Origin of the sequence: Janthinobacterium breve (genome assembly GCF_051380895.1) — a bacterium.
Lineage (GTDB): Bacteria > Pseudomonadota > Gammaproteobacteria > Burkholderiales > Burkholderiaceae_D > Janthinobacterium.
In genome coordinates, this window is the sequence record NZ_JBNYXY010000001.1 from 475,727 (window position 1) to 501,854 (window position 26,128).

The following is a 26,128-nucleotide window of genomic DNA, read 5'->3' on the forward strand; positions in this document are numbered from 1 at the left end:
CAAAGCTAAATCTGTTAATCTGCAAATTTTGTAAATTTGCAGATTCCACAAACCGGGAAAGAGTAAACGCGATGGCAAAGGTTTTCATGGGCGTGCGCCTGCAGCGCTTGCGCGAGGAACGGCGCATGACGCAGGTGGCGCTGGCCAAGTCCCTGGGCATCTCGCCCAGCTATCTGAACCAGATGGAACGCAACCAGCGCCCGCTGACGGTGCCGATTCTGTTGCGCATCGGCACAGTACTGGGGGTCGATCCGCAGATTTTCTCCGAACACGACAGCGCCAGCCTGGTGGCCGACGTGCGCGATGTCTTCGGCGAATTGCCCGACGCGCCGCCCACCTCGATGGCCGAGCTCAAAATGCTGGTGGAAAATATGCCGGAGCTGGCGCGCTCGATTTTGCTGCTGCAGCGGCGCTACCGGGTGATGGCGGAGCGGGCCGATACGCTGGCCGCGCGCCTCGATGATGGCAGCCGCGGCGCCAGCTCGGCGGCCCCGTCCACGGACGAGGAAGTGCGCGAATACCTGAACCGGCGGCAAAACTATATCGATGAACTGGACCGGGCGGCGGAGCGGGTGGCGGGAGAACTCGATCCGCAGCTGCGCGCGCTCGACGCCCTGCAAAGCCGGCTGCTGGAGCGCCACGGCATCCAGGTGCAACTGTCCGATGGCGATGCGGGCATGGTGCGCAAACACCGCTTTGACGCCCAGCAACACATCCTGTGGCTGCCCGACACGCTGACGGGCGGCCAGCGCGCCTTCCAGATGGCGGCGCAAATCAGCCTGCTCGAACACAGCGAGCTGATCGACGCACTGGTGCTGGCGGCGGGATTGTCCGGCGCGGCCGCGCAAACGAGCGCGCGCCTGGCATTCTCCAATTACTTTGCCGGCGCCCTGCTGATGCCGTATCAACGCTTCTTGCAGGCGGCGGAAACGCGCGCCTACGATATCGAGCGTCTGGCGCACCAGTTCGGCGTGGGTTTCGAAGCCGTGTGCCACCGCCTGAGTACCATGCAGCGCCCCGATGCGGCGGGACTGCCTTTCTTTTTCGTGCGCGTCGACCGCGCGGGCAATGTCTCGAAGCGCCAGTCGGCCACGGACTTTCACTTTTCGCGGGTGGGCGGCACTTGCCCCCTGTGGATCGTGTATGACGCCTTCAGCCATCCGGGCCAGGTGCTCACGCAAGTGGCCAGCATGCCCGACGGCTGCACCTATCTGTGGATCGCGCGCCAGGTCAGCACGGCCTCGCCCGGCTTCCGCGCACCCGGCAAAACCTTTGCCGTGGCGCTGGGCTGCGACATCTCGCAGGCGCACCGGCTGATTTACTCGAAGGGACTCGATTTGCACGACCCCAGCAGCGCCACTCCCATCGGCACGGGCTGCAAGGTGTGCGAGCGGCAGGCGTGTCCGCAGCGGGCGTTTCCCTCGCTGCTGCTGCCGCCCCCCGTATCGGCTTAAGACTCTTCGGCGACGCGCGCGCGCAGCGCGTCGAATTCACGCGCAAATTCCGCGCGCCAGTCGCGCCGCGTGGACTCGGCTATCCAGGCCGCATCGAGGCCATTCAACATGAAGCCGCGCATGTCATCGAGGCCGAAACCGAATTCGCGCATCATCATCCAGGCGCCCGTCGGCGTCACGTGGTGCAGGGTCGGGTCGTCCGTGTTCGGATGCAGTTTCAAGCCCAGCTTGGCCATGGCGCGGATCGGGTGGTCCAGGGCCCAGCGCTCGGGCGCCAGGGTGCGCAGATAATACGAATTGGTCGGCACCACCGTGAAGACCAGGCCCCGCTCGACGCAGCGCTGCGCCAGTTGAGGATTATCGACAATCGTGTAGCCATGGTCGACGCGGTCCACCTGCAGCTGCTCGACGGCCGTCTCCACGTTCATCCACGGCATGCCGAATTCGCCCGCATGCGCCGTGCACTTGAAACCTGCCTCGCGCGCGGCGCGGTAGGCTTCGATGAAGAGTTCCGGCGGGCGGTCGTTTTCGCGGTAGTCGATGCCGATGCCGATGACTTCCGGCACGCGGTGCGCCTTCATCCATTCCACCATCTGCACGGCTTCCGCGGGAGCGGCTTCGCGGTCGATGCTGGGGATCAAACGGCCGATCACGCCAAAATCGCGCTGCGCGTCGCGGATGGCGGCCACGATGGCGTCTTGCGCCGCGTCATAGCGGATGCCCGAGACGCGCACGGTACCGGTCGGATTCCAGAAGAACTCCGCGTAGCGCACGCCGTGGCCATGCACGTCTTCCAGGTACTCGTAGGCGAGGCAATACAGGTCCGTCGGCGAGACGATCAGGTGCGCGTCAAGCGCGCGCAGCACGCGCAGCACGCCGACCGGCTTGTCGCCGCGCGTATAGAACGCGTCGATTTCCTCGGGGGTGACGACATTGCCCGACTTGGCGGCCAGCGCACGGAAAGTCGATTGGCGCACCGTGCCAAACAGGTGGCAATGCAGCTCCACCTTCGGCATGGCGCGTAAAAACTGTTCGATGCTCAGGGCAGGCAGGGTGTCGGCAGGGTTACTCATGAAGCTCGCTTCGTTAGTGGAAAAAAGGTCAGACGAGAATGGCAGCCAGGCGGCGCATCAGGCGCTCGATGGCGGCCGGGCCATCGGCCAGCATCGCTACCTGCGTGTTGATGGCGGCGCGGCGCGGCACGCGAAACTCGCACACCGTCATGCCGCGCGTCAGTTCGCCCGACAATTCGATGGCCACGTGGGCGCTCTGGAACTGGAACAGCTGCGGGGCTTCCAGGTACAGGGCCACCACCGGGTCATACATGGGCATGGGCACGGAACCGTCGGCACTGCGGATGCGCACATACGCTTCCAGGTAGCCAGCCAGACGCTGCGCGCGCGGCGTGCCGATGGCGCGCAGGCGTTCCACTTCCGCGTTCGTCACCAGCAACTGGCGGCACAGATTCAAGCCGAACATGCGCAGTGGGATGCCGGACTTGAAGACTTGGGCGGCCGCTTCCGGATCCGCATAGATATTGAATTCGGCCGCCGCCGTGTGGTTGCCCTGGTCAGTCGAGCCGCCCATCAAAATGATTTCGACGATTTTTTCCGCGATGTCGGGCGCCTTCGCCAAGGCCGTGGCCAGATTCGTCATCGGTGCGATAGCAATGACCGTGATCTGGCCAGGATGCTTGCGCACGGCCGCGATCAGCGCATCGACGGCGTGGCCGGCAGCGTCAACGGCGGCGCCGGGCGGCAGGATCTCGCCGGTCGTCGGCATGCCGCTGTCGCCAAGGATGCGCTGCGCCGTTTCGATGACGCCGGCCAGCGGCTCTTCGCAGCCGCGGTAGATCGGCACTGTCAAACCGTCATGCGCCTTGATGCGCAAGGCGTTGTCGTAGGTGATGTCGACGGGCGCATTGCCCGCCACCACGCTCACGCCCAACCACTCGATATCGGGATTGCTGCCCAAGAGCAGCATTGTCAGCCAGTCGTCGAAACCGGGATCCGTGTCGAGCCAGATTTTTTTCAAGGGGTGGGTCATGATGCTTTCCATTCAGAAATCACGCGCCCAGCCACAGGGCGCTGTCGGACGGCAGCACGAAGGACACGGCCGTGCCTTCGCGCCAGGCGGCGCCACCGGCCGCACAAATACCCTTGACCTGCCCCAGCGGCGTTTGCAGCAGGTATTCGACGGTGTCGCCGAGGAAGCCCCGTGCCAGCACGGTGCCCGGGTACTGGCCAGCTGCGTCGTCAGGCGCGCAGACGCGCACCTTGTCCGGACGCCAGCCCAGCACCGTGGTGCCGGCAGCGACGGGAGAGGTGTACGGCAGGCTGGCGCCCGCGTGGTGCAGCGCGCCGTCGCGGTAATCGAACAGGTTTTCAAAGCCCATGAAGTTGGCAACGAAGCGCGTCGACGGCGTATTGAAGACGGCTTCCGGCGCGGCCAGCTGCTCGATGCGACCGCCGTTCATGACGACGATGCGGTCGGACAAAGCCAGCGCTTCTTCCTGGTCATGCGTCACGTACAGCATGGTGATGCCCAGTTCGCGCTGGATGCGGCGCAGTTCGGCGCGCATCTGCACGCGCAGCTTGGCGTCCAGGTTCGACAGCGGTTCGTCCAGCAGCAGCAGGGCCGGCTCGACGACGATGGCGCGCGCCAGCGCCACGCGCTGCTGCTGGCCACCGGACATCTGCGCCGGCAAACGCGTCTCGAACCCCGTCAGGCCAACGGCCGCGATCACGGCTTCCACTTTCGTTTTCAGCAGGGCTGGCGCCACCTTGCGCAAGCGCAGGCCGAAGGCGATGTTGTCGTACACGTTCAGGTGCGGGAACAGCGCGTACGACTGGAACACCATGCCGATATTGCGTTTGTTCGGCGCCAGCTTGCCGATTTCGCGGCCATCGAGCACGATGCGGCCCGACTGCAGCGGCATCAGGCCGGCGATGGCGCGCATGGTGGTGGTCTTGCCGCAGCCGCTGGGGCCCAGCAGGGAAATCAGTTCGCCCTGCTCGACGTGCAAGTCCAGGTCTTTCACGGACGTCGTGTTCTTGGCGTAGCCAAGGTTCAGCTTGTGCAGTTCCAGATAACTCATCGTGTGTTGCCTCTTACATGTATTTAGAAATGCCCAGCACCTTCTCGGTCACCATCACGAAAGCCATGGTGAACAAGACCAGCAAGGTCGACAGGGCAGCGATCGATGGATCGAAGCTGTTTTCCATATGCCCCAGCATCTCGATGGGCAAGGTGCTGATGCCCGGCCCCGTCAGGAACAGCGAGACGGGCACCTGGTTGAACGAGGTGACGAAGGCGAGGAAGAAGGCGGCGATCACGGCGTTGCGTATATTCGGCAGCACGATCATGAAAAACGCGCGCAGACGCGACGCGCCCAGGGTGATCGCGGCATCCTCGATATCCACGCGCAAATTCACCAGGCTGGCGTACACCACGCGCACCGAATACGGAATCAACAGCGCGATGTGACCGATCAGCAGGCCCACATACACGGGCGCATTGATGGTCAGCACCAGGTGGTGCAGCAAGCCCAGGCCCACCAGGATGGCGGGAATGATCAGCGGCGACGTCAGGATCTGGCGGATGGCGCCGATGCCAGGCGGCGGCATGCGCGAAAACGCATACGCGACGGGGATGCCCAGCAACAGCGCGATGACGGTGGCGATCAGGCCGATTTCCAGGCTGGTCTGAAAGGCGCGGCGGAACTCGGGCGCCGCCCACACTTCGAGTATCCAGCGCAGCGAGTACGATTCGGGCGGGAACGCCAGGGTTTCGCCGCCGGAAAAGCCCGCCAGCACGACGATGGCGAAAGGCCCCAGCAGGAACAAAAACACCAGCCACAGGACGGCGCGTGAGAACAAGCTTTCTTTCATACGGAGCTCCGGCTCGAGGAAATACGTTTAAGGCCGGCGTTGACCAGCAGGGTCATGCAGACGAGGATGACGGCGATCACATTCGCGGCGCCGAAATCGCTCTCCACGCTGACCTTCTGGTACAGCAAGGTTTCCAGCATCAGCACCTTGGTGCCGCCCAGCAAGGCCGGCGTCACATAGGCCGTCACGCAGCCCGTAAACACCAGGGTGCCGCCGACGACCAGGCCTTCCTGCGTCAGCGGCAGGGTGACCTTGCAAAACACTTGCCAGGGATTGGCGCCCAGGGTGGCGGCGGCCGGTTCCACGTCGCGCGGCAGGTTTTCCAGCGCGCCTGCCAGCGACATCAGCATCAGCGGCAGCAGCAATTGCAGCAGGCCCACAAACACGGCGAACTCGCTGAACAGCAAACGCAGCGGCTCGTCCGTGAAACCCATGTTGACCAGCGCCGCGTTAAGGGCGCCGTTGCGCCCCAGCAGCACGATCCAGGCATAGGTACGCGCAATCGGCGAGACCATCAGCGGCAAGATCATCATGCCCACCACCAGCCCGCGCCACTTCGGCGACACGCGCGCCACGGCTTGCGCGGCCGGATAGCCGAGGATGATGGACGCCAGCGTCACCAGCGCGGCGATGCGCAGGGTGCGCCAGAAGATGGTGCGGTTGAATTCCTGCGAGAAGAATTCAATGAAGCGGTCAACGCCCCACTGCATGCCGTCGCCGACGCGGAAGGCGTCGACCAGCAAGGCCAGCACGGGCAGCAGGAAGCAGACGACGATAAAGATCAGCGCCGGCAGGACCAGCAGCAGTCCCAGGCGCTTTTTTGGATCAGCAAACATGGTGTTTTCTCCTCGTCACCACTATTTGCTCATGGCCTTGTTCCACTGCGTCATCCAGTTACTGCGCTGCTTGAGGATGGTTTCCGGCTTGACGAACTTCAGCGAGCTGATTTGATCGGCGCCATAAGTATTGAATTGCGCGGCGGCCACCGACAGGCGCACGTCCTTGTTGACGGGCGAGTCGACCAGGTTGGTCGCCAGCTGCGTCTGCACTTCCTTGGACAGCCAGAAATCCATCAGCTGGTACGCCAGGTCCGCATTCTTCGAGCCGGCGACGATGCCCATCACGTTCATGCCGGCCGCCTGGCCTTCGGCCGGGATGCTCCACTTCAGGGGCAGGCCCGTCTTGAGCATTTGCGACCAGGTAAAGCGCGCCACGGGCGCGGCCCAGATTTCATCCTGGGCGAACAGGGCAGCGAGCTGCGCGCTGTTTTTAGAGAACGTGACGACGTTGCCCTTCATGCCGACGATCTTGGCAAAGCCGGTGGCGTAGTCGTCCGTCTTGCCGCCCCAGGCCGCATCGGCCATGCGCAGCATCAACGGGCCCTGCGTGGTGCTCACGTCGGGGAAGGCCACACGGCCCTTCAGTTCAGGGCGCCACAGGTCCTTCCAGGACGTCAGCGGGGCAATCTTGTCGCTGCGGTACACCAGGCCGACCGAATACAGGGTGTAGCCGACGGCATAGTTGCCGCCGATGGGGTTTTTCGCCACGTCGTACAAGGCTTTGTAATTGCTCAGCTTGGAGTAATCCATGGGCTGGATCACGCCCTTTTGCGCCGCTTCCAGCATGCCGGAATCGGACAGCAGCACCAGGTCGATCACCGGGTTCTTGCTGTGCACCACCAGCTTGGCGATGCGGTCCGCGTTATTCCCCGTTTCCACCTTGATATCGCAAGCGCATTTGGCCTTGAACGGCTCGTACACATACTTCATGAACAAGGGCTGGGCAATCGGATAGGCCGAAATGACCAGCTCGCGTTTTTCCGCGTGGGCGGCGTTAGCCAGCAAGCCTAGGCTCAACGCCAACATGAGGTGCTTTTTCAAGATGCTTCCTTTCAGGGGGCGGCGCTGCGGGACAGCGCCTGTAAAGATGAATCAGACTCAGAAATAATGTCGCATGCCGACGATCAGGACACTTTGCGTCTTGCCGCCAGAGGCACCGAAACCGAACACGCGGGCGAACGTCGCATCGCCGGCCGCTTTCTGGTAGCTCCAGGTGACGGCGACGTCGGTGCGCTTGGACAGGAAGTAATCGGCCTGGAAGTTGACCTGATGCCATTTCGGCGTCTTGTTGATTACGTCATATTTTCCGGTGGTATAGAAATACGACGCGCCCAGGTTCAGCGCTTCCGTCAGCTTGTGGTTCACGTTCAGATCCACGTTTTGCAGGGTCAGATTGCTTTGATCCAGGTAGTGGTAGCGCACGTTGGTGTACAGCGCGCCAAACTTGGTCCTGCCCACATTATAAAAGCCTCCCGTACCGGCGATGGCCTGGCTGTCCACGCCGGCGCCCTTGACAGCGCTTTTGTTGAAGATCAACAGGGAACTGCCGTAGTCGTTGCCGATGGCGCCATTCGGCGCATCCGGGCTGTTCGGGTGGTCCATCTTGGTGTAGGCGACGGCCCAGCTGAAGGCATCGACTTTGTAGCCGGCGCCCATGCTGTAGACGCGGTTGCGGTTGGAATCTTCCGGGTTCTCGCTGAAACCGTACAAGCCCGTGAACGACAGCTTGCTGATGTTCGGGCTGACATACTTGACGGCATTTTGCACGCGCAAGTTGTTGTAGCCATTGTCGTTGTCGCCGATGTGCACGCCGTTACTGGCGATGACCACCGGGCCCAGCAGGTCCTTGACGGCTTCGTACTGGCGGCCCAGGGTCAGGGTGCCCTTGTCATTGCTCGACAGGCCCACATACGACTGGCGGCCGAACAAACGGCCGCTTTGCGCAGCCGTACCCGTCATGACGTTAAAACCGTTTTCCAGCACGAAGACGGCCTTGGTGCCGTCGCCCAGGTCTTCCTGTCCACGGAAACCGATGCGGGGATTCTGATTCGTGCCGCTCAGCGCATGCGTGCGGCTGCCGTTGCCTTCATCCGACACATAGCCGATACCGGCCGACAGCAAGCCATACACTTGCACGCTGCTTTGCGCCTGCGCCGCGCCCTGCGCCGCCAGCAAGCCACCCACCACCATCGTTCCCGTCATCCATTTGTTCATCGCCGCCGCCCTAAAAAGAGTAAACCCTGAGTTTTTTGGAATTATTTTATTGATGCGTCCCTTGCCCGGCGCGCCGCCGCGACTGGCGGCGCCGCATTCCAGGCTCTTCTCCTGAAGATTGTTGCTTTCAAGGCAAGTTAAGACCAGTCCAGAATATGGTAAATTGCGGGATAAGAAAATTTGTTTATTTTTATAAATCCATTACTTTTTCTAATAAGCAACGCCCATGCATGAACTGAGCAAGAAGATTTCCTTACGACATTTACAAGCGTTTTCCACCTTAGCCCGGGTAAACAGCTTCAGCAAGGCCGCACAGGAATTGTGCGTGACCCAGCCGGCGCTCAGTGCGTCGATCAAGCTGCTGGAAAATCAGCTGGGAAAGAAGTTGTTTAACCGCACAACCCACCAGCTGGAATTGACGCGCGAAGGCAAGCTGGCGCTCGATTACGCCACGCATTTATTGAATACGGCGAGCAACACCTTTGCCGATATCCAGCGCGCCATCGGCAGCGGCCGGCACCGCATCCGCATCGGCGCGATCCCGTCCGCCATGGCGATGACGGCCGTGGTGGTGGCGCGCTACAGCGAGCAGCATGGCGATGAAGTGGAAATCGTCCTGTCCGACATGCCCAATGACGGCTTGCTGCACGCGCTGCATTCGGGCCAGCTGGACTTTTGCGTGGGCATCGAGGTGCCCGGTTCCGTCTCGCTGGAAAGCGTGGGCCTGTTCGAAGACGAGCTGGTGCTGGTGACGGCGGGACGCCATGCCCTGGCGCCGCTGAAGGAAGTGCGCTGGGAGCAGCTGGCGGGGCAGGAAATCGTCGTGTTTACGAAAGGCAGCATCTGGGAGTTCGCCTCGAGCGCGCTGCGCCAGCACGGTTTGAGCCCGTCGAGCCTGTACCAGATGATACACAGCGAGTCACTGTATGGCGTGGTGCGCGCCGGCATCGCCGTGGGCATCATGCCCAGCCTGTACACGACTTTCCTCAATGACGAGGAACTGCACGTGGCGCCGCTGCGTCAACCCACGTGCAAGCGCAAGATCGCCTTGATGCGGCGCAATGAAATCAGCCGCAACCACCATGTAGACGACTGCTTCCTCGCGTTACGCAAGGACCTGCAGCAGGTCGACCAGTGGTTTTAAGTTAAAACTTAAGCAGGCGCCTTCAGCAAATTCGCCAAAGCAACATACTGCTCCAGACCTACGGTTTCCGGCCGCTTGGTCGGGTCGATGCCTGCCGCCTTGATCTGTTCTTCCGTAAACATGCCGGCCAGGCAGTTGCGGATCACCTTGCGGCGCTGCGAGAAGGCCTTCATGACCACCGCTTCCAGCGTCGCCTGGTCGCAGGCCAGGCGCTCGGCCACGGGGATCATGCGCACGATGGCCGATTCCACTTTCGGCGGCGGATCAAACGCCGTCGGCGGCACGATGAACAGCAAGGACATGTCATAGCGCCATTGCAGCATCACGGACAGGCGGCCATACGCCTTGCTGCCCGGTTCGGCCACCATGCGCTCGACGACTTCCTTTTGCAGCATGAAATGCTGGTCTTTTACCAGCGGCGCGAAATCCGCCAGGTGGAACAGCAGGGGACTGGAAATGTTGTATGGCAAGTTGCCCACGATGCGCAACTTCTGGCCGGCCGGCACGGGAATTTGCGCAAAATCGAATTTCAGCGCGTCGCCCGAGTGGATAGTCAGCTTGGCCGGATTGAAGGTCTTTTCCAGGCGCACGATCAGGTCGCGGTCCAGTTCAACCACATGCATCTGCTTCAGGTGGCGCAGCAATTGCTCCGTCATGGCGCCCAGGCCGGGGCCGATCTCGACCATGGCATCGTCCGCTTGCGGCGCGATGGCGGCCGTGATGTCGTTGAGGACGAAGCGGTCATGCAGGAAGTTCTGGCCAAAGCGTTTGCGGGCAACGTGTTTCATATTCTGTTTTTCTATTCTAGAGGCGGTGTAGCGGGGTAAAACCGGTGGGTATCAGGCGCGGCTGCTGGCGCGCAGCATGTCGAGCGCCGTTTGCAGCGCCTGCCCCATGCTGTGGCAATCGGCCAGTCCCAGCCCTTGCGCGGCCAGGTCCAGCGCCGTGCCGTGGTCGACCGAAGTGCGGATCAGCGGCAAGCCCAGCGTGATATTGATGCCGCGCCCGAAGGTGGCATACTTCAGCACGGGCAAGCCCTGGTCATGGTACATGGCCAGCACGCAATCGGCGTCGGCCAGATACTTGTGCTGGAACAAGGTATCGGCCGGGTACGGCCCGCGCGCATCGATGCCGCGCGCTTGCGCCGCGGCGATCGCCGGGGTGATGACATCGATCTCCTCGCGCCCCAGGTAGCCGCCCTCGCCCGCGTGCGGGTTCAGGCCGGTCACCAGGATGCGCGGTGCGGCGATGCCAAATTTCTGTTGCAAATCAAGCTGGAGAATATCCAGGGTGACGGCCAGGCTGTCCATGGTGATGGCAGCGGACACGTCCTTCAAGGGCAGGTGCGTGGTGGCCAGCGCCACGCGCAGGGTCGGTTCGCCATGGCCGGGTTCGCCGGCCAGCATCATCACCACCTGCGGCGTGCCGGTTTTTTCTGCCAGGTATTCCGTATGGCCGGAAAAGGCCACGCCGGCGTCGTTGATCGTGCTCTTTTGCAAGGGCGCCGTGACCATGGCGCCAAACCAGCCGGCAGCGACACCTTCCACGGCCGCGTCCAGGGTAGCGAGCACGGAGCGCCCGTTTTCCTTGTCGAGTACGCCTGGAATGACATTATTGACAGTCGGAATATCGATCACGGCCAGGCGGCCGGGGCCGAACTGGGGCAGGCCGTTGTTGCGCACGGCTTGCAGCGACAGCGCCGCCAGGCGAATTTCCGGGTCGATCAGGCTGGCCGTCAACGCCAGGAAGGCGGCGTCGCCCAGCAGGATGCAGTTGACTTCATGCCGCATGGCCCAGGCGGCGCGGATCGAAATTTCCGGGCCGACGCCGGCCGGTTCGCCACAGGTAATGGCGATGGCCGGGCGGCGTGAAACAGGCAAGTTACTCATGCACAAATAGTCGGCAGCATTACTGGTCGTCCGCGCGGAATTCGACGTAGGCACGGTCGCGTACTTCGCGCGCCCAGTTTTCCGTCGCTTCTTCCAGCTTGCGTTCGCGCAAGGCGTTGCGCGCGGCGCTGCGCTGCTTCTCTTTCGAGACGTCGTCGCTCTTACGTTCCAGCACTTCGATCAGGTGGAAGCCAAAGCTCGATTCGATCGGCTCGCTCACTTCACCCGGTTTCAGTGCATTCATCGCCGTTTCAAATTCCGGTACGGTGTCGCCCGGATACAGCCAGCCCAGGTCGCCGCCCTTGGCCGCCGAACCGTCGTTCGAGAACAAACGGGCCAGGTCTTCGAACTTGGCGGCCTTGTTATCGAGACGCTCTTTCAATTCCGACAATTTGCGCTTGGCTTCGGCCGCCGACAAGGTCGGCGTAATTTTCAGCAAGATATGGCGGGCATGCGTTTGCTGCACGGCAGCGACGGCTTGCGCCTCGGCCGCACTGCGGCGGTCCACCAGCTTCAGGATGTGGAAACCGGTGTTGCTCTTGATGATGGGCGTGATCTGGCCTGGCTTCAACTTGAGCAACTGTTCCGTGAACAGGGGCGGCAAACGGTCGCTATGGCGCCAGCCGATATCGCCGCCGCTCAGTGCATCGCTGGCGTCGGAATAGGTGGCGGCCATCTTGGCAAAATCGGCCCCCGTGCGCAACTGGCGGCTAACTTCTTCGGCGCGCGCGCGGCGTGCAGCGATCTGTTCAGGGCTGGAGTTTTCCGGAATGCGCACGAGAATCTGCGCCAGGTTCAGCTCGACCTGTTCGCTGGCCGCCGCTTTTTCCGCTTCCAGGAAGTTATCCACTTCGGAATCGGAAATCTGGATCTTGGCGTCGACTTCATGCTCGCGCAAGCGCTGCATGATGATTTCATCGCGGATTTCTTCGCGGAAGGTTGCAAACGGCGTGCCTTCTTTTTCCATCTGGTTGCGCAGCTCTTGCACCGTCATCTTTTGCTGTTCAGCAATACGGCCAATCGCGCGGTCGAGGGTCAGGTCATCCACCCGCACGCCCATTTCCTTGGCCAGTTGCATCTGCGCGCGTTCAACAATCATGCGCTCCAGCAATTGACGACGCAGGTCGGCGGGATCGGGCAAAGGCACGTTCTGCGCCTTCATGCGCTGCTCCACGCTCTTGATACGGGCCGCCACTTCATTGCGCGTAATCACATCGTCATTGACGACGACGGCGATGGAGTCGATGGTCTGGCCACTGCTCGATGCCGGCGGCGTGAAGCCCTTGGCAGGCGCTGCGACAGCGGCAGCGGGCTTGGCCGCAGGCGCTGGCGCGGCCTGTTGCGCCCAGACACTACTGGTCGTGGCGCCGGAAATGGCGCACAACAAAACCGTTGCAATTTTGAGTTGGTGCATACTGGCATTACGCATAATGTGTAGAGCGCTCATGAGTTCAGGTGAATAAAAAAACCGGTTTGTGCCAGCGCCGGGAACACCGGCGGCGGCAACGGTGCCTATCTTAACGGAGTGGCTGGCTCAGTGCCTGATAACCAGGGATGGTTTTGGTAAAAGTTTCCAGCCCATTCGTGCCCAGGCCCAGACCATTCGACAAGCCTGTCAATTCCAGCTGGAAGAAGATCGGCGTCGAGACAGTCTTGTTCGTCGTCACGAAACGCTGTGCTCCCATGCGGAAGACCCAGCAGTCGCCCTTGTATTCCAGGCCGACCAGGCTTTCCAGCATGCTGCGATTCTTCAAGGAGTAACTGATGCGGCCCACGCCATACAGGCGGTCCGTCAACGGCCATTGGGTCGATACTTCCGCATTGCGCCAACCAGCATCTCCACGCTGGAAACGGTTGCTGAAATTCAATACTTTCTTGGCACCAGGCTGATATTGCAAGGTGTAGTTGTAGTTCATCAACTGGCGATCGCTGGGATTGTACTGCACCAGGCTATCGACGGTCCAAGTCTCGGACACGCGGCCCGTTGCTGCCAGCAGGATATCCGAACGCGACTGGTTGACCGGCGTGCTCGAATCGAGCTGCACGCGCTGGTCGGCAAAATAGAAACGCTGGCCGAAGGTCAGGCGCATGCGCTCCGTCCCGTCCGCCTGCAGGAAGCGCGATACCAAGGCGGCCGTGACTTGGTTGGCATCGCCGATGCGGTCGCTGCCAACAAAACGGTTTTCCGTGAAGATCTGCGTCAGGTTGAAGGTGCCGGCGGCCGTATCGAATTTCGGGAACTGCGACTGGTCGCGGTACGGCGTGTAGACGTAGAACAGGCGCGGTTCCAGGGTTTGCGTGCCGCCCTTGGCGCCAAACAAATTCGTGTCGCGCTCAAACACCAGGCCGCTGTCGACCGAAAAAGTGGGCACGGCGCGCGTAAACGAGGTCGTGTTGAACAGCAGCGCCTTGGTCCTGGCGTCATTATCAAGCTGATACGCGCTGGCATTGAGCATCAGCTTGGGCGTGATGAAGTAACCAGGACGCATGATGGGGAAACTCACCTGTGGCACGGCCACGAGGCGCGAGCCCTGTACCAGCGTCGGGTGCGCAAAGCGCGTCGCTTCCGCGTCGAAAGTCCAGTCGAAGCCGCCCCAGACGTCGTATTTGCCAGCATGGAAATTCACCGCCGGCAAGCGGTCATACGGGCGCGGCACGGTCAGACTGGTGTTATTGACGGCATCGGGGTCTTGCAGCACCTGGTAATTCTGCACGCGCGCCGTCAGGCTCCAGTCCTCGGTGCGGTAATCGGTGCGCAATTCGCGCAGCAACTGACGCTCGGTGGCGGTGGCGACGGTTTTCGAAAAATCGTTCGGATAATTATTGTCCGATGCATCGCGCAGATCCCAGCTGTAAGTCCAGCCCTTGGCCAGCGCCTGCTCGTGCTTGGACTTGATCATGTAGCGGTTGGTCTTGGTTTGCTTGTCGTTAGGCAAGAACTCAAACGACGTTTCGCCCTGGTACAGGCCGGCATCCGTCTCGCCCATGTAGCGGCCCGTCGCACCGAGCTGGATGCCGCGCCGCTGTATGTAGCGCGGGAACAGCGTCAGGTCGCGGTTCGGCGCGATGTTCACGTAATACGGCATCAGCAGCTCGAAACCGTTCTTCGAGGCAAAGCCCGGCGTGGGCGCCAGCCAGCCCGAACGGCGCGCACCCGACAGCGAAAACGAGATGCCCGGCGCACCCAGGATCGGCACATCCTTGAAATAGATGATGGTCTTGCTGCCCGTGCCCACATCGCGGCCCGTATCGAGGTTCAAGGTACTCGATTTCAGGTACCAGTCCGGATTCGGCCCTTCGCAGGTACTGTACGTGCCGTCGATGACATTGGCTTCGTCGGGGTTGATGAAGTCGACGCGCTCGGCCTTGCCCCGGCCGCCGCCCACTTCGAAGCGATACGTCGGGTTGAGCAGGAAACCCTTGCCGGTTTCCATGTTCAGCTTCAAGACGTCACCTGTGTAGTAATCGCCGAAACGCCACATCTTGATATGGCCCTCGGCGTCGAACTCATCTTCAACTTGTTTGTAACAAGCTGTATCGGCCGTCATTTTTGTGGTTTTTCCGCGCTCAATCACGACATTCTGATCGAGATTGATCTCCCTTTCCGGCCGTCCGTTCATGCTGTTTGCCGTCATGACGGTGGGCGCGTCGGGATCTTCCACATGAACCGGACGCGGTGCTTTCTGGGCGTGGACAGGCACCGTCGTGGCGGCGACGAGCGCGCTGATGGCGAAAGCCCAGCGCTGCGAAGGGGGGGAGGCCGAAAACCAGCTCATGAATTGGAAGGGGCAAGCACCATTGAGAGGCGATTTTTTAATTTGAATCCCTTATTATATGGGAATCTGCATCATCAACCCGATTCCACAGGCCGCTTAATGTCATTCTCTTCCAATTCCTCCACCGCGCCGGCCCAGGCCGACGCTCGCCTGACCCTGTTGAAAGCCTGGTTGACCTCGCTTAACCTCGTCGTGCCCGATTCCGCCCGCCCCGCTTCCAGCGATGCCAGCTTCCGCCGCTACTACCGTCTCGATATGCTGCCAGGCAATACAACATTGCCAGGAAGTACACTGATTGCCATGGATGCGCCGCCCGAGCGCGAAAACGTGCCCGCCTTTGTCAAGGTGGCCGGCTTGCTGAAAGGCGCCGGCGTGTCTGTGCCCGAGATCATCGCGCAAGACCTCGACAACGGCTTCCTGCTGCTCTCCGACCTGGGCACGACCACCTATCTCGATGCACTGAACCACGACAACGCCAGCGTGCTGTACGCCGAAGCGCTCGAGTCGCTGATGAAAATTCAGCTGGCCAGTCAAGCGGACGTCTTGCCCGAGTTCGACCGCGCCTTCATCCTGCGCGAAATGAATCTGTTCCCGGAATGGTTTATTGGCAAGCACCTGGGCGCTACCTTGACGGATGTGCAACAAACCCAGCTGGACAAGGTCTTCGAAGCCATCACGGCAAATATCTTATCTCAACAACAAGTATTCATGCACCGCGACTACCATTCGCGCAATTTGATGCACATCAACGATGGTTCGATTCCGAATCCCGGCATCCTCGACTTCCAGGATGCCGTCTTCGGTCCCGTCACCTATGACATCGCCTCGCTGCTGCGCGACGCCTACATCCAGTGGGATGAAGAACTGGTGCTCGACTGGGTGATCCGCTACTGGCAACGCGCCAAGCAGCTGGGCTTGCCAGTGAATCCCGACATCGACGCCTTCTACCGCGATTTCGAATTCACGGCCCTGCAGCGCCACCTGAAAATCCTCGGCCTGTTCGCGCGCCTGAATTACCGCGATGGCAAGGATCTCTACATGGGCGACCTGCCAAACGTGCTCGACTACGTGCGCAAGACGGCCAACCGCTATACGGAACTCAAGCCGCTGGTGCGTTTGCTCGATGCACTGGAAAATAAAACGCCCCAGGTCGGTTATACCTTCTAGGCACTTTCCCGCTGCGCGGTCTGCCCGCGCAGCCGACTTACCTATACTGAAAACGACTACCCATGAAAGCCATGATCTTTGCCGCAGGCCGCGGTGAACGGATGCGTCCGCTTACCGACACCTGTCCCAAACCGCTGCTGAAAGTGCGCGGCCGTCCGCTGATCGTCTGGCATGTGCTGAACCTGGTGCGCGCAGGCATCACGGACATCGTCATCAACCATTCCCACCTAGGCCATCTGATCGAGGAAACCCTGGGCGATGGCAGCGCGTATGGCGCGCGCATCGCGTATTCGCCAGAAAGCACGCCGCTGGAAACGGCGGGCGGCATCGCCCAGGCACGCCACTTGCTGGGCGAGGAACCGTTCCTGGCCATTTCCGGCGACATCTATTGCCCCTACTTTGATTTCAAGCAAGTACTCGACGTGCTGGCCGACAAGGATGTGCTGGGCACGCCGTATCCGGCCGACCAGCGCGACATCGCCTGGACCTATCTGGTGCCCAATCCCGACTTCCACCCGCAAGGCGACTTCGGCCTGACCTTGTTCGCAATCAACAATACGGACGAAACCAAGTGGACCTTCGCCAATATCGGCGTGTACCGTCCCGAGATGTTTGACGGCATCGCGCCGGGCAGCCACGCCAGACTGGGCGATTTGCTGCGCCAGTATGCAGATCAGGGCCGCGTGGGCGGCGAAGTCTATCCGGGCGAGTGGACCAATGTGGGGACCCCAAAGCAGCTCGACGCGCTCAATGGCGTGACAGCCAAGGCCAGCACAACATGATGGCCAATTACGCGGCACGGCGCGCGGCGCTGCTGGCGCAGATGCTGCCGGGCAGCGTGGCCATCCTCGCCACGGCGCCCGAAGTGCCGCGCAACAGCGATTGCGATTATCCGTATCGCCACGACAGCTATTTTTACTACCTCAGCGGTTTCACGGAACCCGACAGCGCCGTGGCCCTGGTGGCCGCCAGCGCCACGGCGCCCGCGCGCGCCATCCTGTTTTGCCGCGCCAAGAACACGGAGCGCGAAATCTGGGACGGTTTCCGCCATGGCCCCGAGGCGGCGCGCGCCACGTTCGGTTTTGACAGCGCCTTCCCCATCGAGGAACTTGACGTGGAAATGACGCGCCTGCTGGCCGATGTTCCCGCCATTTACTATGCGCTGGGCGGCAGCCTCGATGCGCAAGTGAAGCTCTGGCTGCACAATGTGCGGCAAAAGGCCCGCAGCGGCGTCACGGCACCCGCCAGCGCGCACGACATCAACGGCATGCTCGACGCCATGCGCCTGCTGAAAGACCCGCAAGAACAAGACCTGATGCGCCGCGCAGCCGCCATTTCCAGCGCGGCCCACGTGCGCGCCATGCGCGCCACGCGGCCCGGCATGCACGAATACGCGCTGGAAGCGGAACTGCTGTATGAATTCCGGCGCAGCGGTGCGCAATTCCCCGCCTACTCGTCCATCGTGGCCGGCGGCGACAACGCCTGCATCCTGCATTACAGCGCCAACAACGCGCCCTTGCGCGATGGCGAACTGGTACTGATCGATGCCGGCTGCGAACTCGATGGCTACGCCTCCGACATCACGCGCACCTGGCCCGTCAACGGCCGCTTCAGCGGCCCGCAGCGGGCGCTGTATGAACTGGTGCTGGCGGCGCAGCAGGCGGCGCTGGACATGGTGCGCCCCGGCTTGCCGCACAGCGCCATCCACGAGGCGGCCGTGCAGGTGCTGGCACAGGGCATGCTGGATTTGAACTTGCTGGACCGGCAAAAAAGCGGCAGCGTGCAAGACGTCATCGCCGACAAGGCGTATATGCCCTTCTACATGCACGGCACCAGCCACTGGCTGGGCATGGACGTGCACGATGTGGGCGCCTACCGCGACACGGGCGCGCCCGGCAAGCCGTGGCGCGCTTTGGCACCGGGCATGGTGCTGACGGTGGAACCGGGCATCTATGTGCGCCCCGGCGCGGGCGTGCCGGAGCAGTTCTGGCATACCGGCATCCGCATCGAAGACGATGTGCTGGTCACGCCGCAAGGCCATGAAGTCTTCAGCACGGCGCCCAAGAGCGTCGCTGAAATCGAACAACTGATGTCACAGGATTAACGCCGCCGCATGCATACACCGTCCACTTTCGATCTCGCCATCTGTGGCGCCGGCCCCGTCGGCATGGCGCTGGCCGCCCTGCTGGTGCAGCGGGGCACACGCGCCGCCGGCATCGCCCTGCTCGACGCCAAATCCATCGAACAAGCCAGGCGCGACCCGCGCACCATCGCCCTGTCGCACGGCAGCCGCCAGATTCTCGAGGAAGCGGGCGCCTGGCCCGTGGCAGCAACCCCGATTCATCAGATTCACGTCTCGCGCCGCGGCCACTTCGGGCGCAGCCTGATGGACCGCAGCGAGCATGGCGTCGAGGCGCTCGGCTATGTGGCCCGTTACGGCGACGTCGTCAGCGCGCTGGCCGATGTGTGCGAGCGCCTGGGCGTGACCAGCTTGCGCCCGGCGCTGGTGACGGGCAGCGCGGAAGATGCCGACGGCGTTAGCGTGCAGATCGAACAGGCGGGCACTGCGTCAAGCTTGCGCGCCAGCCTGCTGGTGCAGGCCGAGGGCGGCCTGTTCGGCCAGCAGCCGGAGCGCGCCGTCAGCCGCGATTATGGCCAAAGCGCCATCATTGCCCATGTGCGCGCAAGCATCCCCATCACCCATCGCGCCTACGAGCGCTTCACCGACGAAGGCCCGCTGGCCCTGCTGCCGCAGGACGACGGCTACGCGCTGGTGTGGTGCGTGCCGCCGACGCGCGCCGAACAGTTGCTGGCCCTGGACGACGCAGCCTTCCTGGCGCGCCTGGGCGCCGCTTTCGGCAGCCGCCTGGGACGTTTTACCCACACGACGGCGCGCCTGGCCTATCCGCTGGGCCTGAACGCGCAGGCGGGCGGCACGGCGCGCACGGTCGCCATCGGCAATGCGGCGCAAACCCTGCACCCGGTGGCAGGGCAAGGCCTGAACCTGGGCTTGCGCGACGCCGCCGTTCTGGCCCGCGTGCTGGCGCAAGACAGCAACCCCGCAGCGCTGGAACGCTACGCCAGCCTGCGCCAGGCAGACCGGGGGCTGACCGTGCGCGTCACCGACACCATGGCGCGTATTTTCACGGGCAGCGCTTCCACGCAAGGCTTGCTGGGCCTGTCGCTGGGCTTGTTGGATGCCTTCCCGCCCGCGCGCAAGGGACTGGCGGAACTGATGATGTACGGCCGCCGCTGAGTCTCTGCCATCCTGGCACGGGCGAAAAAGAAACAGGCGGGCGATACGGCATGGAGTAAACGGCCCGCGGATGCGACAATGGCTGTCACCTGGCTTTCGGCGACCGTTCCATGACAGATGCATTGCCCGCAGCACCGCCTGCCGCTCTTCCCGAAGTACTTTTTTCCCGCCTGCTGGAAGATGCCCTCGACGCCGTCATCATCATCGACGAGCAGTGTCGCATCCGCTATATCAATAGCGCCATGCAGGCGCTGTCGGGCTATGCCAGCGGGGAATTGCTGGGCCAGACCCTGAACGGCCTGTTGCCCGACGCCGTCGGCGCGCAGCACGACAACCACGTGATCAACTACATCCGCAGCTCGCGCACTTCCAGCGTGCTGGGCAAGATACGCGAATTCGCCATCCGCCACCGCGACGCGCAGATGATTCCCATCGAAATGAAGGCGCTGGACCTGGGCGTGGTCGACGGCATGCGCTATTTCGGCGCCTTCTTGCTCGACGTGCGCGAACGGCGCGAACTGGCGGCAAAAAACGCCAGCCTGCTGGCGCAGCTGGAACAGCAGGCGTTGCACGATGCGCTGACGTCGCTGCCCAACCGGCGCGCCTATGAAGCCCAGGCCGAGCAGGCGATGGCGCGCGCGGCGCGCAGCGGCGCCGCTCTGACCGTGGGCGTGGCCGACCTCGACCACTTCAAGAAGGTCAACGACCGCTATGGCCATGCGGTGGGCGATGCCGTGCTGCGCACGGTGGCGCAGGCGCTGCGCGACACGGGACGCATCACCGACGTGGCAGCGCGTCTCGGTGGCGAAGAGTTCGGCCTGCTGTTCCCCGACGCCAGCCTGCAGCAGGCACACCAGGTGGCCGAGCGCATCCGCGCGGCGGTGGCCGCTGCCATCACCCCCTTGCCCGATGGCCGCCAGTTGCAGGTGACCATCAGCATCGGCGTGGCCTCCTTGATGGCCGGCGCCAGCCTGGACGCGGCCATGTCGGATGCCGACAAGGCCCTGTATGTCGCCAAGCATCAGGGGCGCAACCAGGTCGTGGCGGCAACGGCCGACCAATAAAAACGGCCCGCGCAAGACGGGCCATCTTCAATTGCCTAAGGCATTGCCTTACTCAACTGCCTTGAGCATATCCTCGATCACCTTCTTGGCGTCACCAAACACCATCATCGTGTTCGGCTGGTAGAACAGTTCATTGTCCAGGCCCGCATAGCCGGAAGCCATCGAACGCTTGTTGACGATGATGCTCTTGGCCTTGTAGGCTTCCAGAATCGGCATGCCGGCGATCGGCGATGTCGGGTCTTTTGCCGCCGGGTTGACCACGTCGTTCGCGCCCAGCACCAGCACCACGTCCGTCTGGCCGAATTCGCCGTTGATGTCTTCCATCTCGAAGACCTGGTCGTACGGCACTTCCGCCTCGGCCAGCAGCACGTTCATGTGGCCCGGCATGCGCCCCGCCACGGGGTGGATCGCATACTTGACGGTGACGCCCTTGTGCGTGAGCTTTTCCACCAGTTCTTTCAGCGAGTGCTGCGCGCGCGCCACCGCCAGGCCGTAGCCGGGCACGATGATGACGGTTTCCGCATTGCCCATGATGAAGGCGGCATCATCGGCCGAACCCGATTTCACGGGGCGCTGTTCCTGCGCGCCAGCCACGCCTGCCGCCGGCGCAGCGCCGCCGAAACCGCCGAGGATGACGTTGAAGAACGAACGGTTCATGGCCTTGCACATGATGTACGACAGGATCGCGCCGGAAGAACCGACCAATGACCCCGCGATGATCAGCATCGAGTTATTCAGCGAAAACCCGATGCCGGCCGCGGCCCATCCGGAGTAACTGTTGAGCATCGACACCACCACCGGCATATCGGCGCCGCCGATGGGAATGATGATCAGCACGCCCAGCGCAAAGGCGATGACGGCCATGACGATGAACGGCGTCCAGGCCGGCTCCACCCCATCGGCGAAGCAGAACACCAGGCCCAGCGCGACCATCACCAGCGCCAGCACCAGGTTGAGCATGTGCTGGCCCTTGAAGCTGACGGGCGCGCCCTGGAACAGGCGGAACTTGTATTTGCCCGACAGCTTGCCGAAGGCGATCACCGAACCGGAGAACGTGATGGCGCCCACAAAAGTGCCGATGAACAGCTCGAAGCGGTTGCCGATGGGCAGCGCCTGCCCGTGCTGGGCGATATTGAAGGCCCACGGTTCCGACACGGCCGCCACGGCGATGCAGACGGCTGCCAGGCCGATCAGCGAGTGCATGGCAGCCACCAGTTCCGGCATCTTCGTCATTTCCACGGTTTTTGCCAGGTAGGCGCCGATGGCGCCGCCCGTGACGATGCCGATGATGACCAGGGTCAGGCCCATGCCGCCCGTTTGCTGCTCCTTCAGTTTCAGGATCAGCGCCACGGTGGTGACGGCGGCAATCGCCATGCCACTCATGCCGAAGGCATTGCCGCGGCGCGCCGTCGAGGGCGACGACAGCCCTTTCAAGGCCTGGATGAAGCACACCGAGGCGATCAGGTACATCATCGTCACCAGGTTCATGGTGACGAAGCTCATGGCGTGACTCATTCTTTTGCTCCTTGCTTGGCCTTCGGTTCTTTTTTGCGGAACATCTCGAGCATGCGCTGCGTGACGAGGAAGCCGCCAAACACGTTGACGGCGGCCAGCGCCACGGCCAGGGTGCCTGCCGCCTGCGCCAGCGGGCCTTGCGTCAGGCCGGCCGCCAGCATGGCGCCGACGATGATGATGGCGGAAATGGCATTGGTAACAGCCATCAGCGGCGTGTGCAGCGCCGGCGTGACGGTCCAGACGACGTGGTAGCCGACATAAATGGCCAGCACGAAGATGATCAGGTTAATGATGGTGTGACTTATTTCCATGATGTTGTTCTCTCCGGCACCGCATTATTTACGTAAGATTTCACTGCCTGCACACACCAGGCTGGCCTTGATGATTTCATCCTCGCGGTCGATCAGCAACTGGTCGTCCTTGTCGATGATAAGCTTTAAAAAGTCCAGCACGTTGCGTGCATACAGGGCCGAGGCATCGGCCGCCACCAGGGTCGCCAGGTTCGGCTCGCCCACGATGTAGACGCCGTGCTTGATGACCGTCTTGCCCAGCTCGGACAGGGGGCAGTTGCCGCCCTGCTCGACGGCCAGGTCGACGATGACGGAGCCCGGTTTCATGGCTTTCACCGTTTCTTCGGAGATCAGCACGGGCGCGGCGCGGCCGGGAATCAGTGCCGTGGTGATGATGATATCGGCCAGTTTCGCCCGTTCATGCACCAGTTCGGCCTGGCGGCGCATCCAGTCGGCCGGCATGGCGCGCGCATAGCCGCCGGAACCCTTGGCGATTTCCTTTTCTTCATCGGTCAGGAAAGGCACGTCGAGGAACTTGGCGCCCAAGGATTCCACCTGCTCCTTGACGGGCGGACGTACGTCGGACGCTTCGATGACGGCGCCCAGGCGCTTGGCCGTGGCGATCGCCTGCAGGCCGGCCACGCCCACGCCCATGATCAGCACGCGGGCTGCCTTCACGGTGCCGGCCGCCGTCATCAGCATGGGCATGAAGCGCTGATACGTATTGGCCGCTACCAGCACGGCCTTGTAGCCGGCGATATTCGCCTGCGAGGACAGCACGTCCATCGACTGCGCGCGCGTGATACGCGGCACGGCTTCGAGCGCAAAGGCAGACAGGCCGGCCGTGGCCATGGCAGCGATATTGTCCGCGTCAAACGGGTTGAGCATGCCGATCAGCACCGTGCCGCTGGCCATCAAGGCCCGTTCACCGGCATCGGGGGCGCGCACCTTGAGCACGATGGCGCAGCCATAGGCTTCCTGGGCGGTGCCGATCTGCGCGCCGGCGGCGGCATACGCCTCGTCGGGAATCGACGCTTGCAAGCCCGCTCCCGCCTGCACGACGATCTGATGCTTGGCTGCCAGCTTCTTGACTGTCTCGGGCGTGGCTGCCACCCGCGTTTCACCAGGCCGTGTTTCGGCCGGTATGCCTATCCTCATGATGCCTCCGCTAATTGATAAACTGACTAGAATCTAACACGGAAAGCAGCGCGTTAAACGTTTGTGAACCAGCAACTTTTAGTTGTACGACACTAATTTCACCCGCATCCCCCGTTTCGTTTCACCATGCGGCGCGGCGACCATATTGTGGAAAGGTGTGTCAATCTCACCACAGTCGAGTCTGCGTGCGCGCTTGTTTTGAGCACAGGGAAAGCCTATATTAGCGGGCGTTTCCTGCCATCTTGCCGACTAAGCCCCCATGCTAGTGCGCGCCCCGGGAAAGACGTAAGTACCTCCCACCGCTATTTGCTAAAACGTTGTCATTTATCAATATGTCCGCGCAACAGAAGGCCGGGTTCAAACCGCGCGCGCAGAACAAGATAAAATGTCGGCTCTTTCAAGGATGGAATCATGCCGAGAATCTGGAAACCCTCTGTCACCGTTGCCGCCATCGTCGAGCGAGACGGCCTGTTTTTACTGATTGAAGAAGAGACCAGCGAAGGCATCAAACTCAATCAGCCGGCCGGTCATCTCGACCCGTTCGAGTCGCTGGAACAGGCGGTGATCCGCGAAACCCTGGAAGAAGCGGCCTACGATTTCGTCCCCACCGCACTGGTCGGCATGTACATGTCGCGCTATCAGTCACTGCGCACGGGCGAGGACGTGACCTATTTGCGCTTCACCTTTTGCGGCACGGCCGGCGCCGAGCATGACCGCCCGCTGGACGAAGGCATCATCCGCACCCTGTGGATGACGCGCGACGAGCTGGCGGCATGCCAGGAACGCCACCGCAGCCCCCTGGTGCTGCAGTGCGTGGACGAATACCTGGCTGGCCGGCGCGCGCCGCTGGCCCTGCTGCACACACATGCATCCGTTTTTAATAGCGCATAGCAACATTATCTAAAAGTAACTGGAAAGCAAGATGAGCAAGAAGAAAGTCGTTATCGGCATGTCCGGCGGGGTCGATTCCTCGGTCGCGGCATGGATGCTGAAGGAACAAGGCTATGAAGTCATCGGCCTGTTCATGAAAAACTGGGAAGATGACGACGATTCGGAATACTGCTCCACGCGCCAGGACTGGATCGACGCGGCCAGCGTGGCCGACGTCATCGGCGTCGATATCGAAGCCGTCAATTTTGCCGCCGAATACAAGGACCGCGTGTTCGCCGATTTTTTGCGCGAATACCAGGCCGGCCGCACGCCGAACCCGGACGTGCTGTGCAACGCCGAAATCAAGTTCAAGGCGTTTCTTGACCACGCCATGACCCTGGGCGCCGACCTGATCGCCACTGGCCATTACGCGCGCGTGCGCCAGGCGCCCACCGACCTTGGCCGCTACGAGCTGCTGAAAGCCGTCGACGCCAGCAAGGACCAAAGCTACTTCCTGCACCGGCTGAACCAGGCGCAGTTGTCGAAAACCCTGTTTCCGCTCGGCGAAATCCCGAAGACGCAAGTGCGCAAGATCGCCGAGCAGCTGGCCCTGCCGAATGCGCAAAAGAAGGATTCGACGGGCATCTGTTTTATCGGCGAGCGCCCGTTCCGCGAATTTTTGAACCGCTACCTGTCCTACAAGCCGGGCCCGATGAAAACGGCCGACGGCAAGACGGTGGGCGAACACGTGGGACTGAGTTTTTATACGCTGGGCCAGCGCAAGGGCATCGGCATCGGCGGCGTGAAGTCGTACCAGAACGCCGATGGCAGCAGCGACGCCTGGTATGTGGCGCGCAAGGATATCGCCAACAATACCCTGTGGGTGGTGCAGGGCCATGACCACCCGTGGCTGCTGTCGCCCGCCTTGACGGCCGACCAGGCCAGCTGGGTCGCCGGCACTGCGCCACAAGCGGGCGCACTGTCTGCCAAGACGCGCTACCGCCAGGCCGACGTGGCTTGCCAACTGCTGCCGGATGGAAATGAACACTTCAGCCTGGCGTTTGATCAAGCGCAATGGGCCGTCACGCCGGGCCAGTCGGCCGTGCTGTATGACGGCGATGTCTGCCTCGGTGGCGGCATCATCGCCAGCTCAACCGGCCTGGCCTGATTCCCTAGGTATTGCCCTGCGCAGCGGCGGCAAGCGCCTGTTGCTGCTTGCGCACCATGGCAATCACCGTGTTGCGCACGGTTTTCAGCACCGTGTCGGCCATGAAGGGCTTGACGATGAAGCCCGACACGCCCATCGCATGGGCCGCTTGCAGCGAGGCGGCGTCGATGCCGCCAGAGACCATGAAAATGAGCGTCTTCGGATACTGGGCGCGGATGGCTTGCACCACATTGGTCCCGTCTTCCACCTGCTCGCGCGCGATACACACGAAATGCGGGTGGTGCTTGACCAGCAGCGCCAGTCCCAGCGCGCTGGTATGCGTCTGCCCGCAGACATCGTAGCCGCCATCGGTCAGGACCGTGTTCAGCAGGCCGCGCGCCACGGCGCTGCTATCGATCAGGACTGTCTTTAACATCATGATTACTTCCCTTGCT

24 protein-coding genes are annotated in these 26,128 nt (G+C 62.3%); 9 read left to right on the forward strand and 15 right to left on the reverse strand.

Going from position 1 to position 26,128, the window contains the following annotated elements; translation table 11 throughout:
* The first annotated feature begins 71 nt into the window (after positions 1 to 71).
* Entirely contained in the window at positions 72 to 1,454 is a 1,383-nt protein-coding gene (locus ACQ4W0_RS02250; RefSeq protein WP_436575296.1) for a short-chain fatty acyl-CoA regulator family protein, read from the forward strand.
* On the opposite strand, the gene ACQ4W0_RS02255 is transcribed toward ACQ4W0_RS02250, so the two are convergent.
* Genes ACQ4W0_RS02255 through ACQ4W0_RS02285 form a run of 7 tightly spaced genes read right to left on the reverse strand, consistent with a single transcriptional unit; the run spans position 1,451 to position 8,397 of the window.
* A complete protein-coding gene (locus ACQ4W0_RS02255) occupies positions 1,451 to 2,527 on the reverse strand; it encodes an adenosine deaminase family protein (RefSeq protein WP_436575297.1) in 1,077 nt (358 codons plus the stop codon). The two genes, ACQ4W0_RS02250 and ACQ4W0_RS02255, sit on opposite strands and share 4 nt — an antisense overlap.
* Positions 2,528 to 2,555: 28 nt before the next feature.
* Positions 2,556 to 3,500: a nucleoside hydrolase gene (locus ACQ4W0_RS02260; RefSeq protein ID WP_436575298.1), complete on the reverse strand. Its 945-nt coding sequence runs from the start codon at positions 3,498 to 3,500 to the stop codon at positions 2,556 to 2,558.
* A gap of 19 nt (positions 3,501 to 3,519) precedes the next feature.
* The gene (locus ACQ4W0_RS02265; protein ID WP_099666258.1) at positions 3,520 to 4,551 is read right to left on the reverse strand and encodes an ABC transporter ATP-binding protein; all 1,032 of its coding nucleotides are present in this window, start codon (positions 4,549 to 4,551) and stop codon (positions 3,520 to 3,522) included.
* 13 nt (positions 4,552 to 4,564) lie between these two features.
* Positions 4,565 to 5,344, reverse strand: coding sequence for an ABC transporter permease (locus ACQ4W0_RS02270; protein WP_070290842.1), 780 nt, complete (start codon positions 5,342 to 5,344; stop codon positions 4,565 to 4,567).
* Entirely contained in the window at positions 5,341 to 6,180 is an 840-nt protein-coding gene (locus tag ACQ4W0_RS02275) for an ABC transporter permease (protein WP_426053837.1), read from the reverse strand. Before ACQ4W0_RS02275 ends, ACQ4W0_RS02270 begins: the two co-directional genes overlap by 4 nt.
* 21 nt (positions 6,181 to 6,201) lie before the next feature.
* A complete protein-coding gene (locus ACQ4W0_RS02280) occupies positions 6,202 to 7,224 on the reverse strand; it encodes an ABC transporter substrate-binding protein (RefSeq protein ID WP_436575299.1) in 1,023 nt (340 codons plus the stop codon).
* 57 nt (positions 7,225 to 7,281) lie between these two features.
* The gene (locus ACQ4W0_RS02285; protein WP_436575300.1) at positions 7,282 to 8,397 is read right to left on the reverse strand and encodes a porin; all 1,116 of its coding nucleotides are present in this window, start codon (positions 8,395 to 8,397) and stop codon (positions 7,282 to 7,284) included.
* 226 nt (positions 8,398 to 8,623) lie between these two features.
* Here ACQ4W0_RS02285 and ACQ4W0_RS02290 point away from each other — a divergent pair, with 226 nt between their 5' ends.
* On the forward strand, positions 8,624 to 9,541 hold the full coding sequence (locus ACQ4W0_RS02290; RefSeq protein WP_436575301.1) for a LysR family transcriptional regulator: 918 nt from the start codon (positions 8,624 to 8,626) through the stop codon (positions 9,539 to 9,541).
* An 8-nt stretch (positions 9,542 to 9,549) separates the two neighbouring features.
* Here ACQ4W0_RS02290 and rsmA read toward each other — a convergent pair whose 3' ends face one another.
* The 4 genes from rsmA to ACQ4W0_RS02310 all read right to left on the reverse strand — a co-directional run bounded on the left by rsmA (position 9,550) and on the right by ACQ4W0_RS02310 (position 15,206).
* Positions 9,550 to 10,329 carry a 16S rRNA (adenine(1518)-N(6)/adenine(1519)-N(6))-dimethyltransferase RsmA gene (gene rsmA / locus ACQ4W0_RS02295; protein ID WP_436575302.1) on the reverse strand — a complete coding sequence of 260 codons (780 nt, stop codon included), beginning with the start codon at positions 10,327 to 10,329 and terminating at the stop codon, positions 9,550 to 9,552.
* A gap of 51 nt (positions 10,330 to 10,380) precedes the next feature.
* A complete protein-coding gene (gene pdxA, locus ACQ4W0_RS02300; RefSeq protein ID WP_436575303.1) occupies positions 10,381 to 11,430 on the reverse strand; it encodes a 4-hydroxythreonine-4-phosphate dehydrogenase PdxA in 1,050 nt (349 codons plus the stop codon).
* Positions 11,431 to 11,449: 19 nt separating this feature from the next.
* Positions 11,450 to 12,844 (reverse strand): peptidylprolyl isomerase, encoded by a 1,395-nt coding sequence (locus ACQ4W0_RS02305; RefSeq protein ID WP_436575304.1) that lies wholly within the window; start codon positions 12,842 to 12,844, stop codon positions 11,450 to 11,452.
* A 103-nt stretch (positions 12,845 to 12,947) separates the two neighbouring features.
* The gene (locus tag ACQ4W0_RS02310) at positions 12,948 to 15,206 is read right to left on the reverse strand and encodes an LPS-assembly protein LptD (RefSeq protein ID WP_436575305.1); all 2,259 of its coding nucleotides are present in this window, start codon (positions 15,204 to 15,206) and stop codon (positions 12,948 to 12,950) included.
* A gap of 99 nt (positions 15,207 to 15,305) precedes the next feature.
* Between ACQ4W0_RS02310 and ACQ4W0_RS02315 the strand changes: the two genes are divergently transcribed.
* The 5 genes from ACQ4W0_RS02315 to ACQ4W0_RS02335 all read left to right on the forward strand — a co-directional run bounded on the left by ACQ4W0_RS02315 (position 15,306) and on the right by ACQ4W0_RS02335 (position 20,693).
* The gene (locus ACQ4W0_RS02315; RefSeq protein WP_436575306.1) at positions 15,306 to 16,373 is read left to right on the forward strand and encodes an aminoglycoside phosphotransferase family protein; all 1,068 of its coding nucleotides are present in this window, start codon (positions 15,306 to 15,308) and stop codon (positions 16,371 to 16,373) included.
* Between the two features lie 62 nt (positions 16,374 to 16,435).
* Entirely contained in the window at positions 16,436 to 17,155 is a 720-nt protein-coding gene (murU, locus tag ACQ4W0_RS02320) for an N-acetylmuramate alpha-1-phosphate uridylyltransferase MurU (protein WP_436575307.1), read from the forward strand.
* Complete coding sequence (gene pepP / locus ACQ4W0_RS02325) at positions 17,155 to 18,477, forward strand: Xaa-Pro aminopeptidase (protein WP_436575392.1); 1,323 nt, start codon at positions 17,155 to 17,157, stop codon at positions 18,475 to 18,477. The genes murU and pepP overlap by 1 nt, the downstream gene beginning before the upstream one ends.
* Before the next feature lie 9 nt (positions 18,478 to 18,486).
* On the forward strand, positions 18,487 to 19,629 hold the full coding sequence (locus ACQ4W0_RS02330; protein ID WP_436575308.1) for a UbiH/UbiF/VisC/COQ6 family ubiquinone biosynthesis hydroxylase: 1,143 nt from the start codon (positions 18,487 to 18,489) through the stop codon (positions 19,627 to 19,629).
* A gap of 110 nt (positions 19,630 to 19,739) precedes the next feature.
* Positions 19,740 to 20,693 (forward strand): GGDEF domain-containing protein, encoded by a 954-nt coding sequence (locus ACQ4W0_RS02335; protein ID WP_436575309.1) that lies wholly within the window; start codon positions 19,740 to 19,742, stop codon positions 20,691 to 20,693.
* A 48-nt stretch (positions 20,694 to 20,741) separates the two neighbouring features.
* Here the strand turns inward: ACQ4W0_RS02335 and ACQ4W0_RS02340 are convergent, their stop codons facing one another.
* From ACQ4W0_RS02340 to ACQ4W0_RS02350, 3 genes are read right to left on the reverse strand one after another with little or no spacing between them, the layout of a single operon-like run.
* The gene (locus ACQ4W0_RS02340; RefSeq protein ID WP_436575393.1) at positions 20,742 to 22,196 is read right to left on the reverse strand and encodes an NAD(P)(+) transhydrogenase (Re/Si-specific) subunit beta; all 1,455 of its coding nucleotides are present in this window, start codon (positions 22,194 to 22,196) and stop codon (positions 20,742 to 20,744) included.
* Positions 22,197 to 22,204: 8 nt separating this feature from the next.
* A complete protein-coding gene (locus ACQ4W0_RS02345; RefSeq protein ID WP_034778841.1) occupies positions 22,205 to 22,519 on the reverse strand; it encodes an NAD(P) transhydrogenase subunit alpha part 2 in 315 nt (104 codons plus the stop codon).
* A gap of 24 nt (positions 22,520 to 22,543) precedes the next feature.
* Positions 22,544 to 23,656, reverse strand: a complete 1,113-nt coding sequence (locus tag ACQ4W0_RS02350; RefSeq protein WP_436575310.1) for a Re/Si-specific NAD(P)(+) transhydrogenase subunit alpha — start codon at positions 23,654 to 23,656, stop codon at positions 22,544 to 22,546.
* A 411-nt stretch (positions 23,657 to 24,067) separates the two neighbouring features.
* Here ACQ4W0_RS02350 and ACQ4W0_RS02355 point away from each other — a divergent pair, with 411 nt between their 5' ends.
* Positions 24,068 to 24,547: an NUDIX hydrolase gene (locus ACQ4W0_RS02355; protein WP_436520803.1), complete on the forward strand. Its 480-nt coding sequence runs from the start codon at positions 24,068 to 24,070 to the stop codon at positions 24,545 to 24,547.
* A gap of 31 nt (positions 24,548 to 24,578) precedes the next feature.
* The gene (gene mnmA / locus ACQ4W0_RS02360; RefSeq protein WP_436575311.1) at positions 24,579 to 25,694 is read left to right on the forward strand and encodes a tRNA 2-thiouridine(34) synthase MnmA; all 1,116 of its coding nucleotides are present in this window, start codon (positions 24,579 to 24,581) and stop codon (positions 25,692 to 25,694) included.
* A 4-nt stretch (positions 25,695 to 25,698) separates the two neighbouring features.
* Here mnmA and ACQ4W0_RS02365 read toward each other — a convergent pair whose 3' ends face one another.
* Positions 25,699 to 26,109, reverse strand: a complete 411-nt coding sequence (locus ACQ4W0_RS02365) for a response regulator (protein WP_436575394.1) — start codon at positions 26,107 to 26,109, stop codon at positions 25,699 to 25,701.
* Positions 26,110 to 26,128 lie beyond the last annotated feature (19 nt).

Coding starts and splice junctions, on each gene's coding strand:
- ACQ4W0_RS02250 (WP_436575296.1), top strand. CDS start 72: ATGGCAAAGGTTTTCATGGGCGTGCGCCTGCAGCGCTTGCGCGAGGAA.
- ACQ4W0_RS02255 (WP_436575297.1), bottom strand. CDS start 2,527: ATGAGTAACCCTGCCGACACCCTGCCTGCCCTGAGCATCGAACAGTTT.
- ACQ4W0_RS02260 (WP_436575298.1), bottom strand. CDS start 3,500: ATGACCCACCCCTTGAAAAAAATCTGGCTCGACACGGATCCCGGTTTC.
- ACQ4W0_RS02265 (WP_099666258.1), bottom strand. CDS start 4,551: ATGAGTTATCTGGAACTGCACAAGCTGAACCTTGGCTACGCCAAGAAC.
- ACQ4W0_RS02270 (WP_070290842.1), bottom strand. CDS start 5,344: ATGAAAGAAAGCTTGTTCTCACGCGCCGTCCTGTGGCTGGTGTTTTTG.
- ACQ4W0_RS02275 (WP_426053837.1), bottom strand. CDS start 6,180: ATGTTTGCTGATCCAAAAAAGCGCCTGGGACTGCTGCTGGTCCTGCCG.
- ACQ4W0_RS02285 (WP_436575300.1), bottom strand. CDS start 8,397: ATGAACAAATGGATGACGGGAACGATGGTGGTGGGTGGCTTGCTGGCG.
- ACQ4W0_RS02290 (WP_436575301.1), top strand. CDS start 8,624: ATGCATGAACTGAGCAAGAAGATTTCCTTACGACATTTACAAGCGTTT.
- rsmA (WP_436575302.1), bottom strand. CDS start 10,329: ATGAAACACGTTGCCCGCAAACGCTTTGGCCAGAACTTCCTGCATGAC.
- pdxA (WP_436575303.1), bottom strand. CDS start 11,430: ATGAGTAACTTGCCTGTTTCACGCCGCCCGGCCATCGCCATTACCTGT.
- ACQ4W0_RS02305 (WP_436575304.1), bottom strand. CDS start 12,844: ATGCACCAACTCAAAATTGCAACGGTTTTGTTGTGCGCCATTTCCGGC.
- ACQ4W0_RS02310 (WP_436575305.1), bottom strand. CDS start 15,206: ATGAGCTGGTTTTCGGCCTCCCCCCCTTCGCAGCGCTGGGCTTTCGCC.
- ACQ4W0_RS02315 (WP_436575306.1), top strand. CDS start 15,306: ATGTCATTCTCTTCCAATTCCTCCACCGCGCCGGCCCAGGCCGACGCT.
- murU (WP_436575307.1), top strand. CDS start 16,436: ATGAAAGCCATGATCTTTGCCGCAGGCCGCGGTGAACGGATGCGTCCG.
- pepP (WP_436575392.1), top strand. CDS start 17,155: ATGGCCAATTACGCGGCACGGCGCGCGGCGCTGCTGGCGCAGATGCTG.
- ACQ4W0_RS02330 (WP_436575308.1), top strand. CDS start 18,487: ATGCATACACCGTCCACTTTCGATCTCGCCATCTGTGGCGCCGGCCCC.
- ACQ4W0_RS02335 (WP_436575309.1), top strand. CDS start 19,740: ATGACAGATGCATTGCCCGCAGCACCGCCTGCCGCTCTTCCCGAAGTA.
- ACQ4W0_RS02340 (WP_436575393.1), bottom strand. CDS start 22,196: ATGAGCTTCGTCACCATGAACCTGGTGACGATGATGTACCTGATCGCC.
- ACQ4W0_RS02345 (WP_034778841.1), bottom strand. CDS start 22,519: ATGGAAATAAGTCACACCATCATTAACCTGATCATCTTCGTGCTGGCC.
- ACQ4W0_RS02350 (WP_436575310.1), bottom strand. CDS start 23,656: ATGAGGATAGGCATACCGGCCGAAACACGGCCTGGTGAAACGCGGGTG.
- ACQ4W0_RS02355 (WP_436520803.1), top strand. CDS start 24,068: ATGCCGAGAATCTGGAAACCCTCTGTCACCGTTGCCGCCATCGTCGAG.
- mnmA (WP_436575311.1), top strand. CDS start 24,579: ATGAGCAAGAAGAAAGTCGTTATCGGCATGTCCGGCGGGGTCGATTCC.
- ACQ4W0_RS02365 (WP_436575394.1), bottom strand. CDS start 26,109: ATGTTAAAGACAGTCCTGATCGATAGCAGCGCCGTGGCGCGCGGCCTG.